This window comes from Promicromonospora sp. AC04 (genome assembly GCF_003058225.1).
Taxonomy (GTDB): Bacteria; Actinomycetota; Actinomycetes; order Actinomycetales; family Cellulomonadaceae; genus Promicromonospora.
The window spans coordinates 98096-113183 of record NZ_QBUG01000005.1 but is presented as its reverse complement, the minus strand read 5'-3'; the positions used below and the strand labels follow the sequence as shown (position 1 = coordinate 113183).

Genomic DNA, 15088 nt, shown 5'->3' with positions numbered 1-15088 from the left:
CGGCCGGTCATCGGTGGTGCAGCGCCTGCCACTCCCGAGGCGTGACCCCGTATGCCGCTCGGAATCGTGTGGTGAAGTGGGAGGAGCTGGTGAAGCCCCAGCGGCGGGCGACGGCCGTGATGGTGCCGCGCGCGGGGGAGGTGCGGGCGAGCTCGTCCGCCGCGCGGGCGAGGCGTTCGTGGATGATCCACTGTTCGAGCCGGAGCTCTGGCCGCGCGCACACCTTGTAGAGGTGCCTGACGGAGACATGGTGTGCGACGGCGATCGACGCGGCGTCCAGAGCCGGGTCGCCGAGATTGCGTCGGACGAAGGCCTGGACCCGGAGCAGCAGGGAGTCCTCGAATGCCTCACGCCTGATGCGGTTGTCGTCGGTGATGCTGGCGACCAGGGCGCGCGCGAGTGACAGGGTTGAGGTACCCAGCGCGACCGAGGCAGGTCCGTCGAGGAGGTGGGCGACTCGTCGAGTCTCCGTCAGATGGCTGACGAACAGGGGCGCCAGCGGGCTCTCGCCGATGTGCACGAGAGTCTCGCGCACGAGGTCGTGCGGGATGCCGAGCGTCGCGATCGCGACCTTGGCCGTGATGGTGTGGGTGTCCTCGATGTGGTGGACGTAGGGCGCGGTGAGGTCTGTCGCCCAGAGCTGGGACGGTCCGACGGGCAGGTCGCGCCCCAGGTGGCTGTGCACGCCGGCCCCACGTAGTCCGTGGGTCAGGATCAGGGACGGCGGCTCGTCGTCGGACGTCGCGCGTGCACCCCGACGCAACGTGTGCGCCGAGCACTCGGCGTCGAAGACGTCGACGGCGCCGAGCTGCCAGGCGGTCATCGTGAGTCGGACGCGGTTGTCGGGGCCCTCGGGGGTGAAGGCGGTGGCTCGCGCCGCACTGGCCATGGACTCCACGACCATGTCGAGCCGGTCCTCGGGCGGCACCACTGCGCTGTCGACGACTTGCACGGAACACCTCACGGATCTGGCTGAAGTGGCGAAGTGCTCAGCGCCGCTGGGGCCCTGGTGCTGTGACCGATGCTGGACCACAGGAGAGTAAGACCTGGAACGCGGAGAATCCTGCCGTTCGGCGCTGTGGTTTCTCCACGAACGACAATGGCGCGCTCGCCGCCGAAGCGCAAGGCCGGCGTCGTGATAGAGGCGGCGCCCGTGTGATGCAGCACTGCGGTGTGTTCCGTGCGCTGATCGGGCGCCGCCTCGTGCGGCTGGTCCTACGAGGCTCGGACGGCCTGCAGGATCAGGGAGGTCACGGCGGTGGGCCGGCTCATCATCGGCACGTGCGAGCTGTCCACCTCGACGGTTGTGGCACCTGCGCGTGCTGCCATGGCCCGCTCGGCCTCGGGCGGGATGATCCGGTCCCGCTTGGCCACCATGTACCAGCTCGGTATCTCCCGCCAGGCCGGCGCGGCGGACGGCAGGACGAGCGCCGAAAGTGCACCAGGACGTTGGGACAGCGCCATGAAGCGTGCGGTCGACGCCGGGAGGTCCTGGGCGAAGAGCCGGTGGAACCACGCGTTGTCGATGTAGGCGTCACCATCACCCTCGGGCGCGCCCGGATAGGGCCGGACCACGAGGTGATCGGTCACCTCGGCGTGGCCTCCGCCGAGGGCGTTGGCCGCGGCGACGCTCTCACCCTCGTCCGGTGCGTAGGCGGCGATGTAGACGAGCGCCTTGACGTCGGGGTCACCGGTCGCCGCGTTGGTGATGACGACGCCACCGTAGGAATGGCCGACGAGCACGACGGGACCCTCGATGGTCGACAGGAACAGCCGGAGGGACTCGGCGTCGGACGAAGGGCCGCGCAGCGGGTTGGAGAACGCCACGACCGGGAACCCCTGCCGAGTCAGCTGCCCGGCGACGTCGGACCAGCCGGACGAGTCGGCGAACGCGCCATGGACCAGGACGATGGTCGGTTTCTCGCCGCTCGTGGGCGCTGGCCCCGGGCGGGCGGCGCTCGACAGCGCGGGGGTGGTCAGGCTCGCTCCGACGAGCAGGACCATGAGGATCGTGAACAACAGGCGGACAGGGCGGGACATCGGTTTCGAGTACATGTGCATCGCTCCTTCGACGGACGGATACCGCAATCGTGTGTCGCGGCCCTCGGGGCGCGGACCACGTGCGACGCGTAGTCGCGCAGGGCCGTGCACACACACGCAACGGGTGTGCAGGTAGCGAGAACATGGGCGCGCCGGTTCGTGCGAGCATGCTTCAGGCGGGGGGCGCGACAGGGAGGCTGAAGCATGACCACCACGTCGTCGGGCCTGCTCGGACGGGCCGACGAGCTGAACCGTCTCGCAGCGCTCATCGGCGGCGCACGCAACGGCCGCTCCGGGGCGCTCGTCATCCTCGGTGAACCGGGCATGGGCAAGACCTCGCTGCTCGGTGAAGCAGCGACGCGGGCAGGACATGCCAGGGTGCTGCGGATCGACGGCTACGAGTCGGAAGCCACCATCCCCTACGCCGGCCTGCACCGGCTGACGTTGTCGCTGCGCGAGTTCATGGCGGAGCTGCCCCCGCACCACCGGGACGCGCTGGACATCGCGGTCGGACGGGCCGTGGGCTCGCCGCCCGACCGCTTCCTCGTCGGCCTCGGGACGCTCGAGCTGCTCGGTGCGGCCGCGACGGACCGGCCTACGCTGTGCCTGGTCGACGACGCGCACCTCGTGGACGCCGAGAGCCTCGACGTGCTGGCGTTCGTCGCCCGGCGGCTCATGGTGGAACGGCTCACCCTGCTGTGTGCCGGCAGGGACGAGGGCGACCTCGTCACCCGCCTGCGAGGTGTCGACGTCGTCACCCTGGCCGGCCTTGCCACGGACTCGGCGGTGAACCTGTTCACCCGCGCCGCACGGGGGACGATCGACCCGGTGGTCGCGATCCAGGTCGCGCACGCGACCGGGGGCAACCCTCTGGCGCTGATCGAGCTCGCCCGCGGCCTGTCCCCGGCGCAGCTGACGGACCTCGGCCTCAGTGCCACGCCCGTCCCCGTCGGCCAGCGCCTGGAGCGTCACTACGCCGGCCGCGTCGACGAGCTCGATGACCACGCACGCACGTGGTTGCTCCTCGCGGCGGCGGACTCGACCCGGAAGACCAGTCTGGTCCTGGCAGCCGCGGACGCATGGGGCCTGGACCCGGGCGCACCCGACCGTGCCGAAGCGGCCGGTCTGGTCGAGATAGGAGACGTGGTCCGGTTCCGCCATCCCCTGGTCGGTTCGGCGATCTATGGCTCCGTCGACGGCGCCACCCGGCGCCGGGCCCACCGGACGCTTGCCCAGGCGGCGGGCGCGCTCCAGATCACCGAGCTGGAGGCGTGGCACGCGTCCCGCTCGACCATCGGCACGGACGATGCCGTCGCCGCGCAGCTCGAGGGTGTTGCCGACATGGCTGCTCGCCGCGGTGGTCTGGCCTCGCGAGCACGGATGCTCGCCCGGGCCGCCGAGCTCACGAGCCCGGGTCCCCTCCGCGACGCGCGGCAGGTCAGCGCGGCGGAGGCCGCGCTCGCCGTCGGCGCCGGAAACGCCGCGGCGAACGCCCTCGACGCGGTTGACCTCGCCGCAGCGGAACCGGTGACGCGGGGCCGCGTGACCATGGCGCGTGCCTCCCTGGCCGCCTTCACCGGCAGCGGTCCGGACTACGTGCGGGCGAGCGCGGACCTCGTGCAGGCTGCCGACCTGTTCCACGGCCGCGACGCGGTCCTGGAGCAGCGCGCCCTGGTCAGCGCGGTCGAGCTGTGCATGAACGCCGACCGGCTCATGGAGGGCATCACCACGACCGAGCTCGGGCACCGGCTCCACCAGGGCACCACGGTCGCCGACGGCCCGGCGTCCGTCGTGCTGGCGGGGCTGAGCGCGATGATCCGGCTCCCGTACGACAAGGCCGTCCCGCACGCGCGGACAGCGCTCGACACGATCCGGGCCCTGCCCGATGCCGAGCTGATGCACTCCGGCATCTCGGTCGCCGCGCTCAGCACGTTCCTCTGGGACGACTCCGGCCGCGAGCTTCTCCTGCGCGCGATGAGGGCAGCCCGGGACGCGGGCGCACTGCAGGTCGTGGACCTGCTGCTCAAGATCATGTCGCTGAACGAGCTGAGCTGCGGCACCGTCCGGCTCGCGACTCGTTATGCGGAGCTGCTTCGCGAGGTGCGCCTCGCCATGGGCTACGACACCACGCCCGCACTCAATCCGGTTGTCCTGGCATGGACCGGATCGCCCCGCGGCCACGTGCTCGCGCTCGCCGTCGCCGCCGAGGCCGCCGGCCGGGGCGGCATCAGCGCGCTGACCGAGGCGGCCGTCGCCGTGCGCGACCTGGCCGGCGGGAGCTACCACGAGGCCTACGACCGGCTGCGGCCCCTGGTCGCTTCGCCGTTCCTGCAGGTGACACCGACTCAGTGGGCCGACTACGTCGAGGCTGCCGCCAGGTCTGGACATCCGGACGAGGCGTCGTCGTACGCGGCTGCACTCGGCGAACGCGCGGCCGCGAACGGTTCACCGTGGTGCCGAGGCGTCGCTGATCGGGCGATCGGCCTGGCGACATCGGGTCCGGAGGCGGAGAAACACTTCTGCTCGGCTCTCGACGCGCTCGAACCGACCGCCGCCCTGACCGACCGCGCCCGCGCCCACCTCGTCTACGGCGAGTGGCTGCGCCGTTCGCGGCGTCGTGCGGATGCCGGCGTGCAGCTCCGGGCGGCGATCCGGCTGTTCGAGGAGGCCGACGCCCAGATGTTCGTACCGCGCGCCACCGCCGAGCTCGAGGCGGCCGGATCGCGCGCGGAGACGGCGCCGACGTCACCACGCCAGCTGCTCACGGTGCAGGAGCTGACGATCGCGGAGAAGGCGGCCGCCGGGCACACCAACGCCGAGATCGCCTCGAATCTGTTCATCAGCGCCAACACCGTGGACTACCACCTGCGCAAGGTGTTCCAGAAGCTCGGTATCTCCTCGCGCCGGCAGCTCGCGGACCGGCTGGGTGCCGGCGGTTCCTGAACGACTACGTGGTCCACGTGGTCCGTCCCCCAGGGGTACGGGACGACGCTGGTGATGACGACGAGCCTAGGAGGCACACATGCCATTCGTCACCGCCGATGACGGCGCCGAGATCTTCTACCGGGACTGGGGCACCGAGGGCAGCCCCGTCGTGCTGAGCCACGGCTGGCCGCTGAACTCGGACGCCTGGCAGGCCACCGCACTGTTCCTTGCCGAGAACGGGCACCGAGCGGTCGCCCACGACCGCCGGGGACACGGCCGTTCGAGCCAGACGTGGAACGGCAACGAGATGGATACCTACGCCGACGACCTCGCATGCCTCATCGAAGCGCTGGACCTGCGGGAAGCCACCCTCGTCGGCCACTCGACCGGGGGCGGGGAGATCGTGCGCTACGTCGGTCGGCACGGTACCGCCCGGGTCTCGCGCGTGGTGCTGGTCGGTGCCGTACCGCCGCTGATGCTTCGCCAGGACGACAACCCGCAGGGCCTGCCCGTCGAGGTGTTCGACGCCATCCGGGCCGGCGAGACCGCGAACCGTGCGCAGCTCTACCGCGACCTCGCCGACGGGCCGTTCTTCGGCCACAACCGCGCCCACGACGTCCCGCAGGGCTTCCGCGACGCGTTCTGGGCGCAGGGCATGGCCTCCGGTCACCGAGGAGCCTACGAGTGCATCGCCGCGTTCTCCGCCACGGACTTCCGTCCCGACCTGGCGAAGATCGACGTACCGACCCTGGTCATCCACGGTGACGACGACCAGATCGTCCCGATCGACGTCGGCGGCAGGCGCTCGGCCGCCCTCATCGACGGCGCCCGCCTGACCGTCTACGAGGGCTCGGGCCACGCGCTCCCCGATACCGACCGCGGCCGGCTCCACGCCGACCTCCTCACCTTCATCAACTCCTGAGCACTCCGAGAGGAACCACGATGAGCACCCCGGACACCATCGTCCTGATCCACGGCTTCTGGGTCACACCCCGATCATGGGAACACTGGAAGACCCGCTACGAGGCCAAGGGCTACACGGTCCACACCCCGGCCTACCCGGGCTTCGACGTCGAGGTAGAAGCCCTGCGGGCCGACCCGACGCCGATCGCAGACCTCACCATCGAGTCGATCGTCGGCCACCTCGAAGCCTTCCTCGACACCCTGGACACCAAGCCGATCCTCATGGGCCACTCGGCGGGCGGATCGTTCATGCAGGTGCTCCTGGACCACGGGTACGGCTGCGCCGGCGTCGCGCTCAACTCGGCACCCACCGAGGGGATCCGCATCACGCCATGGACCCAGCTCCACTCGGTCTTCCCCGCGCTCAAGAACCCGCTGAACCACCACCGCGCCGTCGGCCTCACCCCGCAGCAGTGGAAGTACGCGTTCACCAACACCTACACGGACGAGGAGTCGCTCGCGTTCTACGAGCGGTACCACATCCCGGCGTCGGGCCGCGTGCTGTTCGACTCCGTGCTGGCGAACTACCAGCCCGGCCACCAGGGAGCCTGGGTCGACTTCGCCAACCCCGACCGCCCACCGCTGCTGTTCCTGTCCGGGTCGAAGGACCACATCATGCCCGAGGCCGTCCAGGCGTCCAACGCGAAGCACTACAAGGGCGCGGGAACGATCACCGAGCACGAGACGTACGACGGGCGACCGCACCTCATGGTCGCCGGCCCGGGCTGGGAGGAGGTCGCCGACCGCGCGCTCGACTGGGCGCTGGCCCGCGCATCCTGGACCGCGACGACGGGCTACTGAGAATGTCGGCCCTCACCCTCACCCACATCGGTGGGCCAACCACACTCCTCGAGGTGGAGGGCTGGCGCATCCTCACCGACCCGACCTTCGACGCCCCCGGCCGGACCTACCGGTTCGGCTGGGGGACGTCGTCCCGCAAGACCACCGGACCGGCGATCCCGGCCGCTGAGATCGGGCCGGTCGACGTCGTGCTGCTCACCCACGACCATCACGCCGACAACCTCGACGACACGGGCCGCAGCCTCCTGCCCACCGCCGGCACGGTGATCACCACTGCCTCGGGTGCGGTACGGCTGGGACACCACGCCCGTGGACTCAGGCCGTGGGATACGACCCTCCTGCACGCGCCGGACAGGCCGCCGATCACGATCACCGCGACGCCCGCCAGGCACGGCCCACCCGGCAGCCGGCCGGTCGTGGGCGACGTCGTCGGCTTCGACCTGGCTTGGGAGGGGCAGGAGCACGGTTCGCTGTGGATCTCGGGTGACACAGTCCTGTACGACGGGCTCCGGAACATCACGGCACGCCTGAAGGTCGGCAGCGCGATTCTGCACCTCGGACGAGTCGGGTTCCCGCTCACCGGACCACTCGCCTACACGATGGGCGCCGGGGACGCCATCGAGCTCGTCCGGCTGATCCGGCCCGCCTCGGTAGTGCCAGTGCACTACGAAGGATGGTCCCACTTCCGCCAAGGTCGCGACGACCTGGCCGCGGCGCTCACGGGTGCGCCGGACGTCGCCGAGAGGCTCCGGTGGGCAACGCTCGGCGAGCCGCTCGGCCTCATCGTCTAGTGTCGCGCCAGATTCGACTTCGAGCTCGAACGAAACCTGCGGTACGGCGCCCGAAGCTGTCAGTCGAACTGCTCAACCGCGCTTCGAGACGGCGTCGTTCGCGAGCTGCCACATCTCATAGTTCCCGCATTCCGCGGTGATCTCAGCCGTCGCGAGCGCCGCGGCGAAGAAGTCGTCGGCCATCGGCGAGGTGCGCGACGCCGCCATCGCGAGATATACCTGCTCGGGCGCCAGATCCGGGACAGGCACGTAGCTGATGTCCGGACGTGAGTAGAACACGGTCTCCGACCGCCCCGCGAACGAGATGCCACGGCCGGCCGCGACGTGCTCAAGCTTCTCCTCCACCCCGCGCACCCGGAGCCCGGAGTCGGGGTGCGGGCGCCTGGTGGGTTGCGTGCTCGCGTCGGCGTGCCAGACCAGCGGCTCCCCGGCCAGGTCGGCCTCGGTGACCTCCTCCTTGCCGGCCAACCGGTGACCGGCGGGCAGCACCACCATGAGCGGCTCGGTGTAGAGCGGGGTCAGGCGCAGGCCCGTCTCGTCGATGGGCAGCCGCACATAGCCGACGTCGACGCGGCCGTCGAGCAGCATCTGGGCCTGGTCGTCCCATTCCATTCGCTGCACGTCCACGACCACGTCCGGATGCTTCGTCTCGAATTCCCGCGCCGCCGGGATGACCGGGATACCGGCCCGAAAACCGACCACCAGCCGCTGGCCGCCGCGGGCTGCCACCGACACCCGGCGACGGACCGCGTGCGCGGAGGCGAGCAGTGGACCGGTGTCGTCCAGCAGCTGTCGACCCGCGTCGGTCAGCGCTACGCCGTGGCTGTCCCTGGTGAACAGCGAGGCGCCGAGATCCTGTTCGAGCGCGCGGATCTGCCGACTGAGCACCGGCTGCGCGATGTGCAGATCATCGGCGGCGCGGCCGAAGTGCAGCCTGTCTGCGACGGCGACGAAGTAGCGCAGCTTGCGCAGGTCCAGATCCATGGAGCCTCCCGGTCCGGCAATGCCCCCAAGGTATCACCACGGCTGAAAAGGGTCTTGGACACCAGTTCACGCCAATGGCATCGTTCATGGGGCCCGAGCGAATTCGGCACAAGAGCTCGGTATAAGAGTTCGGTACAAGAATTCGGCGTCGGGGTTTGATTGCGGTATCTATCAATCGCAATACCCATCAATTCAACGGAGTGATCGTGGGAAAGCTCGATGGCAAGGTAGCGGTGATCACCGGTGGATCCACCGGCATGGCGCTGGCCGGCGCCAAGCTGTTCGTCGAGGAAGGCGCGCACGTCTTCATCCAGGCCCGGCGGCAGGAAGCATTGGACGACGCCGTCAAGCTGATCGGCCGCAACGTCACCGCCGTACAGGGCGACGCGGCCGAGCTGCGCGACCGCAGGATCCGGGTCAACGTCCTGACCCCCGGCCAGGTCGCCACCGCCAAGCAGGAAGAACTGTTCGACGAGGCGACCAAGGCCGCATTCGAGTCCCTCATTCCCCGCGGAGAGATGGGCCGCCCCGAAGAGATCGCCGCGGTCGCCCTGTTCCTCGCCTCCGCCGACTCCAGCTATGTCAACGGCCTGGAGCTGGTCGCCGACGGCGGCACCACCGCCATCTGAACCACACACCGGGAATGCCGCCGGCAGACCCCTGCTAGGCCTCGCCGGCAACGGGATTGGTCACGGGGAATTTGCCCTCGGTGTCAGCGAATTTGCCGGCTGGGCCCCGGAATTCCGTTCGATTCACACCAGAGAATTCAGACCAGAGAAAGAGAGCATTCACCATGAGCAGCATCAGTTTCATCGGCCTGGGGGGCATGGCCCGCGCCATCGCCGAACGCGCGGTCGCGGGCGACAACTCCGTCGAGGTCATCGGCCGCGACGCGGCCAAGGCCAAGGGCCTGGCCGCCGCGCTCGGCGGCGGGGCCGCGGCTGCGACGTTCGGCACCGTCCCCGCCGGCGACATCGTCGTCCTCGCCGTGCCGTACACCAGCGCCGTGCAGGTCGTCGCCCGGTACGGGGATGCGCTGGCCGGCAAGGTCATCATCGACATCTCCAACACCTTCGACGCCGACGCCACCGGGCTGGTCACTCCTGACGGCACTTCCGGTGCACAGGAGATCGCCAAGGCGGTCCCGGCGAGCGCGCACGTCGTGAAGGCGTTCAACACCGTCTTCGGCCACGTCCTGGCCCAGGGGCGTCCGTTGGACGTGTTCCTTGCCGGGGATGACGCGCGGGCCAAGGCCGGCGTGTCGGCGTTCGTCGAGAGCCTCGGACTGCGTCCGCTCGATGTCGGCGGCCTGGAGATGGCCCGCTGGCTGGAAGGGGTCGGGCCGCTGCTGATGGGTCTGGCCCGCCACGGCGCGGGGACCTTCGACATCGCCCTCGGCGTCGACCTCCCCGGCTGAGCTCATCCGCACCACCACTTCTAGCGCCACATCACTCACAAGGAGCAGCAGCTTGCGCGTCTTCGTCACTGGCGGGACCGGCCATTCCGGTTCGTACATCATCCCCGAGCTCGTCACCGCCGGGCACGAGGTCACCGGCCTGGCCCGGTCGGACACGGCCGCGGCGGCGCTGTCCGCGCTCGGCGCGAAGGTGCGCCGCGGCGACCTCCAGGACCTCGACGGGCTCAAGGAGGCGGCGGCGGACGCCGACGGCGTCATCCACGTCGCGCACAGGCAGGACCTGCTTCCGTCCGGCGGGATCGACGCCGTGGCCGCCGCGGAGCTCCCGGTCATGCTCGCGTACGGCGAGGCACTCGCGGGAACCGGAAAGCCGCTGGTCGCGGCGGGGAGCATAGGCTCGCCCGGGAACGGGGGGAGCCTGGGCCGGCCGGCCACCGAGGAGGACCCGGCCCTTCCCGTCGGCGATGAGCACAGGGGCACCCTGCGGGCTCGGAACGTCGTGGAGAGCGCCGTGATCGGCCTCGCCGAGCGGGGAGTGCGGTCTTCGGTCGTGCGGATCGCCAATATCGCGCACAGCACGACCGATCGTGCCGGTTTCCTTCCCACGCTGATCGCGCTCGCGAAGGAGAAGGGTTTCGCCGGCTACCCCGGAGACGGCGCGAACCTGTGGAACGCCGCGCACGCCCGCGACGTCGCCTCCTTGTTCCGCCTGGCGCTGGAGAAGGGCCCGGCCGGCAAGTACTGGCATGCGGTGGGGGACGGGGGGATCCCGGTCCGCGAGATCGCCGAGGCCATCGGCAGCCGGCTGGGCCTGCCCGCCGCGAGCGTCCCGCTGGACGAACTGATGCTGCCGGGACACTTCGGGTTCCTCGCGAACGTAGTAACGCGGAGCTACCCGGCGTCCAACCTCATCACCCGCCGGACCCTCGGCTGGGAACCTGCTCAGCCCAGCCTGCTCGCCGATCTGGACAACGGCCACTACTTCCCCGCCGGCTGACGGCAGGGCAATCCTGCCGGGCCCGTCGTACAGACCGGCTCGTACGCTCATGAGCCTCTGTCTGCCATGCTCGTCCGCATGACGGTCGCACGGGTACGGCCAGGCGTGTTCGGCTGGCCCTCGTTCTGGTTCATGTATGTCACGGCCGGGATCCTTGGTGGCATGGCCGGCGCTCTCCTGTCGGCACCGCTGCTGGTTGTGGTCCGAGGCTCCTCCGCGCAACCCGCGTTCGCGGCGGTCGGCGTTGTCGTCTGGGTCGCAGCCATGGGTCTGGCGATCCGATGGGCGCATCCGAAGATCACGCGCTTCATCGACCGGGCACACTTTCGCCTGACCGATGACCACCTGCACCTCGGCCGAGGGGACAAGGTCACGATCAACCTCAGCGAGGTGACCGACGTCTGGTTCAGCGATCGGACCTTCGGCGCCTCCGCGACCAGACCGGCGACACGACGGCACTTCAGGGTGATGGTGCTCGGCCTGGCAAACGGGTGGTTCGTGCCGGTGTCGCCCCCGCCGGGGACGTTCGTCGGCGGCCAGAGCGCGGATCCGGTCGTCGCACCCGTCGAGGCCTTTGTCCTTGGCGTGGACGACTTCATGAGGGCGCTGCTCGCCAGGCTGGAACCTGTCCTTCGCGACGGGGACGAGATGCCGTGGCGGATGCGCAGTCTCTCCGGACCTGCCGACGTCAACTGGGTCTACGGCCCGGGAGCACCACCGCTACCGAAGGGCTCGACGCTGCCGAACTGGACCTACATGTGACGGCTCCCAGCGGACCGGTCACCCGCGCGCACGGCCTACGCGATCGTGCTGGCGCAGCCCATCGCAGTGTCCGGTGCGGCCTCGCCGCCGGTACGCCGCAGGTGGGCCTCACCCCATACCCTGACTCCTTCGACGACGGGCAGGACGGTGGCCCCGTACGGAGTGAGCCGGTAGATGACGCGCGCCGGAACCGGTCCGGTCACCACACGTTCCACGAGTCCGTCGGCCTCGAGCTCGCGTAGCTGTTCGGCCAGCACCTTGGGCGTGATGGGCGCACCTCTGCGGCGGAGGCCGGCGAAGTGGGACTCGCCGTGGGCGAGCCAGTAGAGCAGCGTGAGCTTCCATTTCCCGCCGATCGCCGTGAACGCCGCGGCCATCGGGCAGCCCGGCAGCGGATTGGGGCGAGAGGGGTTACCCGCAGGTGCCTTCTTGTTCATGGTTGTGCTCCGCTCGATAGTCGGACCATGACCATTCCATACCGACGAATCCTGACCGCAGGCCTTTCCGCCGTGCTGCTCCTCGTGACGGCGGCATCGGGCGGCGCCGCACCGTCTCCCGCGTCATCGACGATCGCCGATGGCCAACGGGACTTCAACTGGGAGATCGGCACCTGGCGCTCCACCGTGCAGGTCCTCGCCGACCCGCTCTCGGACTCCCCGGACGAGTGGCTCCAGTTCACCGGGACCAGCACCGTGCGTCCGCTGGTGGATCGGCGGGCCAACGTCGTCGAGTTCGAGGTGTCGGGGCCGAACGGCCGTATCGACGCGCTCAATCTGCGACTGTACGAGCCGCAGGCGCAGCGGTGGAGCCTGACCTTCGTCAACATGCGCGACGGTCTGCTCACACCGGCGGTCTACGGCGGGTTCCGCAACGGCGTCGGCGAGTTCCACGGCGACGACCAGCTCGGCGGCCGTCCGATCAAGGTGCGGTTCCTCATCACCCGCGTCGGCCAGGACGAGGCGAGGTTCGAGCAGGCGTTCTCGGCCGACGGCGGGACGACGTGGGAGACGAACTGGATTGCCGTCGACCACCGGGTCCGAGACTGACGGGCGCCGCCCCGAGCCTCAGCTCAGCTCCAGCAGGATCCCGTCCGCCGACTCCGGGCCACCAGGTCCGTGCTCGCGGATGATGGCGACGATCTCGTCGAACAACGTGGGGCCCTCACCGCGGCGCGCATCGTCGAGCCTGGTCTCGAAGGCCGCGCGGTTCGACCGATCGACGCCGGGCAGGAGCCGCTCCAGCCGTCGGGCGGTCTCCGGGTAACCGAGTGCCGCCCGCGACGTCTCGGAGCCGACCCACCTCAGCACCCAGCCGTCCGTGGGGGTCCCGTACCCCCCGCGGAGCACGTCGTTGAGAGCATCGAGGTTTCCTCGCCAGGTGTACCCGCTCAGCAGCCCGGAGAACTCGCGGGCGAAGCCGTCGAGGTCGCTGAACCGCGTTCCGTCGACGACGAGCACGGGGAGGTCACGAGTCATGGTCCGAGGCTTTCCGTCCCGCTCAGGGCCGGGCCGTGCGCTGCGTCCAGCCCCTGACCGGGCCGGACGCAGCGCACGGGACCGGGTCACATCCGGTAGAAGTCGTCGTAGTGGTTGGGCGAGAAGTAGGTCACGCCGGTGGTCCGGTCCAGGATGAGCCGGTAGGACTGCCGTGCGGCGCCGCAGGCACGCGGCGTGACGTCGAACTCGAGGTAGGAGTGACCGGCCGGGAGCTGACCCTCGTTGTTGTAGTGCGTGCCGCCCGCGAAGTTGCACTGGCCGTTCGGCCAGCTGTACCAGCCGCGCGAGCTCGGGTAGCCCTTGGAGCTCCAGATCGACCTGGAGGAGTACGCCTCCGCACAGCCGCTGTGCGTGCAGGAGCTGTAGACGGTCGCCTCGGACGCGGGTGCGACGGAGACGTCGACGGCGACGAAGCCGACCATGGCGGACAGTGCGACGAGCAGACTGACCAGGCCGGACACGATGCGGTTCTTCTCGGACACCTTCTCGGACACGATGATCTCCCTCTCGGTTGGGGATTACCGGGGGATTCTCGCCCGCCTGGTCGACGCGGACCCGAAAACGCGCCCACGTGCGGGTGAATTTAACCTGTCCGTTTTGTCCCTGAAATGCATGCGCGCCGGGTGATCCGGCCACGGCGGGTTCCAGTTCACTCACTCCGTGACTCAACCTTCCTCGTGCGCCGCCCGTCGGACTTGGCATGAGGAACTGCGCAGCGGAACGTCCGGTCGTCCTCGCTCGTGATGCTGACGGCCGCCGGGGTGTCTCCTGCAAGCGACGTACAAGGTTTCTGCAACCGGGCCTACCTACCTTGGGTATCGACGCTCATGGCGTTCCGTACCAGTCACGAGCCTCAGGAGACTCTCTTGCCGCTTCGCGTCCATTTCACCGCTGACGACCTGGCCCGTACTCGTGTGGCGAAGGCGCCCGACCCGATGTGGGAGCTGGTCACCAGCCTGCACCGGATCCAGGTGCCGTCCGGCCTGCGGTACCGGCCGTGGCTGGGGCACGTCCGCACCCGGATGCGCGCAACGCCTCGGCTGCACGGCGCACTGCGGCTGCTGACGACGCTGGTGCCGGAACGCGGTGCGTTCCCGGACTTCCTCACGCCGCCGAGCGCGTCCGGCCACGAGGGGTTCGGCGGCGCGCTCGAGCAGATCAGCGCGACGCCGCAGCACCGGGTCCGGTCGGAGCTGCACGCGATGTACCGGGGCCGCCGGACGCCGTCGTGGGTCCGGCGGCTGGCCGACGGCGACCGCGAGCATCGCCGTGACCTGCACGCCGCGATGCGCGTCTACCACAGCGAGGTGGTGCGGCCGGTCTGGGCGGAGCTGGGGGAGTCGTTCCTGGCCGACCGTGCCCAGCGGGGCCACGCGTTGCTGGACGGCGGGGTCGACCGGTTGCTCAGCACGTTGTCGCCGGCCGTCCGGTGGGACGCTCCGGTGCTCACCGCCGACTATCCCCTCGAACGCGACCTGTACCTGAACGGACGGGGCATCACGCTGGTGCCGTCGTCCTTCTGCCAGCGCAACCCGGTCTCGCTGATCGACCCCGACCTGCCGCCCGTCCTCGTCTACCCGCTGACCGGAAGCCCAGGCCACGTCGGCAGGAGCCTCGACGCGGTGGACGTGGCCGCTCTGGGGCCCGTCGTGCCCGAAGGGCTCGCGGCGCTGCTGGGGCACAGCCGCGCGCTCGCCCTGCTCGCCCTGCGCCACCCGTGCTCGACCACCGAGCTCGCCCGCCGGGTCGGGGTGTCGGCGGGCACCGCGAGTCGCCACGCCACCGCCTTGCGCGCGGCCGGGCTCGTGACCAGCACCCGGCACGGCAGCGTCATGCTGCACCACGCGACGCACCTCGGTCGGAAGATGACGGCCTGACGTTCGACGGTCAGCCAACCGGTCGCGCGGACTGC

The 15088-nt window shown here is 70.2% G+C and carries 16 protein-coding genes; 10 read left to right on the top strand and 6 right to left on the bottom strand.

Annotation, left to right across the window (positions count from 1 at the left end; translation table 11 throughout):
- Positions 1-7: 7 nt before the first annotated feature.
- Both C8K30_RS14675 and C8K30_RS14670 read right to left on the bottom strand, forming a co-directional pair.
- Positions 8-952, bottom strand: coding sequence for a helix-turn-helix domain-containing protein (locus C8K30_RS14675; RefSeq protein WP_146197482.1), 945 nt, complete (start codon positions 950-952; stop codon positions 8-10).
- 263 nt (positions 953-1215) lie between these two features.
- Entirely contained in the window at positions 1216-2055 is an 840-nt protein-coding gene (locus tag C8K30_RS14670; RefSeq protein WP_108493940.1) for an alpha/beta fold hydrolase, read from the bottom strand.
- A 189-nt stretch (positions 2056-2244) separates the two neighbouring features.
- Here C8K30_RS14670 and C8K30_RS14665 point away from each other — a divergent pair, with 189 nt between their 5' ends.
- The 4 genes from C8K30_RS14665 (at position 2245) to C8K30_RS14650 (ending at position 7520) form a co-directional block, all read left to right on the top strand.
- On the top strand, positions 2245-4983 hold the full coding sequence (locus tag C8K30_RS14665) for a LuxR family transcriptional regulator (RefSeq protein WP_108493656.1): 2739 nt from the start codon (positions 2245-2247) through the stop codon (positions 4981-4983).
- A 79-nt stretch (positions 4984-5062) separates the two neighbouring features.
- On the top strand, positions 5063-5887 hold the full coding sequence (locus C8K30_RS14660; RefSeq protein WP_108493655.1) for an alpha/beta fold hydrolase: 825 nt from the start codon (positions 5063-5065) through the stop codon (positions 5885-5887).
- A gap of 20 nt (positions 5888-5907) precedes the next feature.
- Positions 5908-6729: an alpha/beta hydrolase gene (locus C8K30_RS14655; RefSeq protein WP_108493654.1), complete on the top strand. Its 822-nt coding sequence runs from the start codon at positions 5908-5910 to the stop codon at positions 6727-6729.
- A gap of 2 nt (positions 6730-6731) precedes the next feature.
- Positions 6732-7520 carry an MBL fold metallo-hydrolase gene (locus C8K30_RS14650; protein WP_108493653.1) on the top strand — a complete coding sequence of 263 codons (789 nt, stop codon included), beginning with the start codon at positions 6732-6734 and terminating at the stop codon, positions 7518-7520.
- Between the two features lie 72 nt (positions 7521-7592).
- On the opposite strand, the gene C8K30_RS14645 is transcribed toward C8K30_RS14650, so the two are convergent.
- A complete protein-coding gene (locus C8K30_RS14645) occupies positions 7593-8504 on the bottom strand; it encodes a LysR family transcriptional regulator (protein ID WP_108493652.1) in 912 nt (303 codons plus the stop codon).
- A 206-nt stretch (positions 8505-8710) separates the two neighbouring features.
- Here C8K30_RS14645 and C8K30_RS14640 point away from each other — a divergent pair, with 206 nt between their 5' ends.
- The 4 genes from C8K30_RS14640 (at position 8711) to C8K30_RS14625 (ending at position 11680) form a co-directional block, all read left to right on the top strand.
- A complete protein-coding gene (locus C8K30_RS14640; protein ID WP_108493939.1) occupies positions 8711-9133 on the top strand; it encodes an SDR family NAD(P)-dependent oxidoreductase in 423 nt (140 codons plus the stop codon).
- Positions 9134-9297: 164 nt separating this feature from the next.
- Complete coding sequence (locus C8K30_RS14635; RefSeq protein ID WP_108493651.1) at positions 9298-9921, top strand: NADPH-dependent F420 reductase; 624 nt, start codon at positions 9298-9300, stop codon at positions 9919-9921.
- Positions 9922-9973: 52 nt separating this feature from the next.
- Entirely contained in the window at positions 9974-10918 is a 945-nt protein-coding gene (locus C8K30_RS14630) for an SDR family oxidoreductase (protein WP_108493650.1), read from the top strand.
- Positions 10919-10996: 78 nt separating this feature from the next.
- On the top strand, positions 10997-11680 hold the full coding sequence (locus tag C8K30_RS14625; protein ID WP_146197481.1) for a hypothetical protein: 684 nt from the start codon (positions 10997-10999) through the stop codon (positions 11678-11680).
- Positions 11681-11715: 35 nt separating this feature from the next.
- Here C8K30_RS14625 and C8K30_RS14620 read toward each other — a convergent pair whose 3' ends face one another.
- Positions 11716-12117 (bottom strand): helix-turn-helix domain-containing protein, encoded by a 402-nt coding sequence (locus tag C8K30_RS14620; protein ID WP_233257182.1) that lies wholly within the window; start codon positions 12115-12117, stop codon positions 11716-11718.
- Between the two features lie 27 nt (positions 12118-12144).
- Between C8K30_RS14620 and C8K30_RS14615 the strand changes: the two genes are divergently transcribed.
- Positions 12145-12726: a hypothetical protein gene (locus C8K30_RS14615; protein ID WP_199230496.1), complete on the top strand. Its 582-nt coding sequence runs from the start codon at positions 12145-12147 to the stop codon at positions 12724-12726.
- Between the two features lie 18 nt (positions 12727-12744).
- On the opposite strand, the gene C8K30_RS14610 is transcribed toward C8K30_RS14615, so the two are convergent.
- The gene (locus C8K30_RS14610; protein WP_108493647.1) at positions 12745-13155 is read right to left on the bottom strand and encodes a barstar family protein; all 411 of its coding nucleotides are present in this window, start codon (positions 13153-13155) and stop codon (positions 12745-12747) included.
- Positions 13156-13241: 86 nt separating this feature from the next.
- On the bottom strand, positions 13242-13670 hold the full coding sequence (locus tag C8K30_RS14605; RefSeq protein ID WP_233257181.1) for a ribonuclease domain-containing protein: 429 nt from the start codon (positions 13668-13670) through the stop codon (positions 13242-13244).
- 372 nt (positions 13671-14042) lie between these two features.
- Between C8K30_RS14605 and C8K30_RS14600 the strand changes: the two genes are divergently transcribed.
- Complete coding sequence (locus C8K30_RS14600) at positions 14043-15053, top strand: winged helix-turn-helix domain-containing protein (protein ID WP_108493646.1); 1011 nt, start codon at positions 14043-14045, stop codon at positions 15051-15053.
- The last annotated feature ends 35 nt before the right edge of the window (positions 15054-15088 follow it).

Excerpts from the sequence above, each read along its gene's own strand:
- C8K30_RS14665 (WP_108493656.1), top strand. The coding sequence starts at position 2,245 with ATGACCACCACGTCGTCGGGCCTGCTCGGACGGGCCGACGAGCTGAAC.
- C8K30_RS14645 (WP_108493652.1), bottom strand. The coding sequence starts at position 8,504 with ATGGATCTGGACCTGCGCAAGCTGCGCTACTTCGTCGCCGTCGCAGAC.
- C8K30_RS14660 (WP_108493655.1), top strand. The coding sequence starts at position 5,063 with ATGCCATTCGTCACCGCCGATGACGGCGCCGAGATCTTCTACCGGGAC.
- C8K30_RS14670 (WP_108493940.1), bottom strand. The coding sequence starts at position 2,055 with ATGTACTCGAAACCGATGTCCCGCCCTGTCCGCCTGTTGTTCACGATC.
- C8K30_RS14620 (WP_233257182.1), bottom strand. The coding sequence starts at position 12,117 with ATGAACAAGAAGGCACCTGCGGGTAACCCCTCTCGCCCCAATCCGCTG.
- C8K30_RS14635 (WP_108493651.1), top strand. The coding sequence starts at position 9,298 with ATGAGCAGCATCAGTTTCATCGGCCTGGGGGGCATGGCCCGCGCCATC.
- C8K30_RS14655 (WP_108493654.1), top strand. The coding sequence starts at position 5,908 with ATGAGCACCCCGGACACCATCGTCCTGATCCACGGCTTCTGGGTCACA.
- C8K30_RS14615 (WP_199230496.1), top strand. The coding sequence starts at position 12,145 with ATGACCATTCCATACCGACGAATCCTGACCGCAGGCCTTTCCGCCGTG.
- C8K30_RS14610 (WP_108493647.1), bottom strand. The coding sequence starts at position 13,155 with ATGACTCGTGACCTCCCCGTGCTCGTCGTCGACGGAACGCGGTTCAGC.
- C8K30_RS14625 (WP_146197481.1), top strand. The coding sequence starts at position 10,997 with ATGACGGTCGCACGGGTACGGCCAGGCGTGTTCGGCTGGCCCTCGTTC.
- C8K30_RS14650 (WP_108493653.1), top strand. The coding sequence starts at position 6,732 with ATGTCGGCCCTCACCCTCACCCACATCGGTGGGCCAACCACACTCCTC.